The sequence below is a fragment of the Oleiphilus sp. HI0043 genome (assembly GCF_001634935.1).
In genome coordinates this window covers 1-2,620 of the sequence record NZ_LWEY01001207.1, presented here as the reverse complement: position 1 = coordinate 2,620, position 2,620 = coordinate 1, and the positions used below count along the sequence as shown (strand labels likewise).

Sequence of the window (2,620 nt, the reverse complement as noted above, 5' to 3'; positions counted from 1 at the left end):
ATCGACCACAAAGCGGTTATGGACCACTTCGTGGCGCACATAGACGGGGGCACCAAAGACTTCGAGTGCACGATTAACAATCTCAATAGCACGATCAACACCCGCGCAAAAGCCACGAGGGTTCGCCAGTTTAATCTTCATTTACAAGGCCTCAACCGAGACAACTTGAACCTTAAACGACAAGGTCTGGCCCGCTAAAGGGTGGTTAAAATCAATGGTCACTTCATTTTCATCAAAGGCTTTAACCACGCCAGGCAACTCAGACTGGTTTGCGTCGGCAAAGGAGATCATTAAGCCTTCAGCTAATTCCATATCTTCCGGGAAGTCTGCTCGCTTCATGACTTGCTGATTGTTTGGGTTAGGCATGCCAAAAGCTTTCTCTGGTGGAACCTGCCATTCTCCTTCTTCGCCTTCACTCATCCCGTCTAAGAAGGATAAAAAACCATCGGGTAATTGACCATCACCATACTCAAAGCGTGCTGGGTTCTTATCAAAGGTAGAATCGATCACTGCGCCATCTTCCATACTTAACGAGAAGTGCAATGTAACCAGAGTATTTTCACCGACAACTAAAGACAAATTTTGTACCACTCAAATAACAAGGTGAGAGCCTGTGCTCTCACAAATACAAGGGACTATAAACCATCCTCAGAGTCTGGTTTATTGCCACGAAAAACATCTATGACCATCATTGCAGCACCAATAGAAATCGCCGTATCAGCGATATTAAAGGCAGGGAAATGATAGTTATTCCAATAGAAATGAAGAAAGTCGACAACATAACCTAAGGTCATACGGTCATATAAATTCCCTATCGCACCGCCTAATATCAAGGCGACCGAGCAGGCAACCCAAGGCTCTTCTCGTAAACCTCTTAGCCAGACAACTAACGCGGCACTGACACCGGTTGCCAAGATGACAAAGAACCAACGCTGCCAGCCTGACTCCGTTGCCAGAAAGCTAAACGCTGCACCGGTATTATGTAATAAGGTAAAGTTAAAAAAGCCATCAATCACCGGTACAGGTACCGCATACTCAAGATTCGTACTGGCATAAAATTTAGTGAGCAGGTCGACAACAATAATGACGGTGCTCAGTGATAGCCAGCGCAGCATATGGGCAAACAAGCTCACCTGCGCTGAATCATTCGCTGTATTGGTCATGTTTGCTTGGCTCATGCGAACTGTCGCTGTTCGCCAGCGCCATCAACATTATCAATACAACGGCCACATAAATCTTTATGCGTTTCATGCTGACCGACATCTTCACGGTGATGCCAGCAACGCTCACACTTCTGGTGTTCAGATGCTTTAACATTGATCAGTAAGCCTTCCATTTCGCTTGGTAGCGCACCTTCAGCAGCCGATAGTTCGCCAACTGTCGCCTCAGAGGTGATCAAGACAAAACGTAGCTCATCGCCCAAGGACTTAAGCACTTCGTACAAACCGCCTTCACAATACAAGCTCACTTCTGTTCCAAGAGAACCTTTGATCTTGCCCGCATTACGCTCTTCTTCGATACGCTTATTCACAGCCGTTTTCGCTTCTAGCACCGTTGCCCAGAACTCAGAACCTTGCTGGCTATCTGCATCCATCGCAAACAAACCTTCGTACCAGGAACAAAGCATTACGCTTGATGCACGTTCTTCACCCTTAGGCTTAGGCATAACCGCCCAGATTTCGTCTGCAGTAAAGCTTAGAACTGGCGCAATCCAGCGAGTCATCGCTTCAAGAATATGGTACATCGCTGTTTGGCATGAACGACGAGCTAGACTATCTGCCTGAGTGGTGTACTGTCGATCTTTGATGATATCCAGATAGAAACCACCTAAATCAACGCCGCAGAAGTGAACAATTTTCTGTGAAACACTAAGAAAACTATACTCGTCATAAGCTTCTTGCAATTCAGTTTGAAGCTCTAAGGCTTTATCAACCGCCCAACGATCTAGTGACATCATCTCTTCAGGCGCTACCAAGTCCTTCTCTGGCTCAAAACCATTGATATTAGACAACAGGAAGCGCGCAGTATTTCGAATACGACGATAAGATTCGGCAGCTCGCTTGAGGATCTCGTCAGAAACCGTCATTTCACCACTATAGTCTGTTGCCGCTACCCAGAAACGCAAGATATCAGCCCCTAGCTTGTTCATCACTTCTTGTGGCGAAACAACGTTACCCAAAGACTTGGACATCTTCTTGCCTTCACCATCAACGGTGAAGCCGTGTGTTAACACCTGCTTATAAGGTGCTGCATTATTAATCGCGATACCCGTCTTCAAAGAGGACTGGAACCAACCACGGTGTTGATCCGAGCCTTCCAAGTATAAATCGGCAGGGTACTGACCTAGCTCTTCGCGCTGCTTTAATACCGCGGCATGCGTCACGCCCGAGTCAAACCAAACATCTAAAGTGTCGGTTACTTTTGTGTAATTCTCAGCGTCATCACCTAATAATTCGCTCGCATCCAATTCGAACCAGGCATCAATACCCTTCTGTTCAATTTTCTCAGCTACTTTAGCGATCAAATTTTGTGTATCAGGATGAAGCTCTTGTGTCTCGTTATGAACAAACAAAGTAATCGGAACACCCCAAGTACGCTGGCGAGAGATACACCAATCAGG

3 protein-coding genes and 1 pseudogene are annotated in these 2,620 nt (G+C 46.3%); all 4 read right to left on the bottom strand.

The annotated features are described in order from the left end of the window. Positions 1-141: pseudogene (gene ispH / locus A3729_RS30925) on the bottom strand (4-hydroxy-3-methylbut-2-enyl diphosphate reductase); the annotation flags it as partial. Further along, entirely contained in the window at positions 142-579 is a 438-nt protein-coding gene (locus A3729_RS14445; protein WP_197470190.1) for a peptidylprolyl isomerase, read from the bottom strand. A 56-nt stretch (positions 580-635) separates the two neighbouring features. Further along, positions 636-1,163 carry a signal peptidase II gene (lspA, locus tag A3729_RS14440; RefSeq protein ID WP_068553665.1) on the bottom strand — a complete coding sequence of 176 codons (528 nt, stop codon included), beginning with the start codon at positions 1,161-1,163 and terminating at the stop codon, positions 636-638. Positions 1,164-1,174: 11 nt separating this feature from the next. After that, a partial coding sequence (locus tag A3729_RS14435; protein WP_156497957.1) for a class I tRNA ligase family protein occupies positions 1,175-2,620 on the bottom strand: 1,446 nt, incomplete at its 5' end.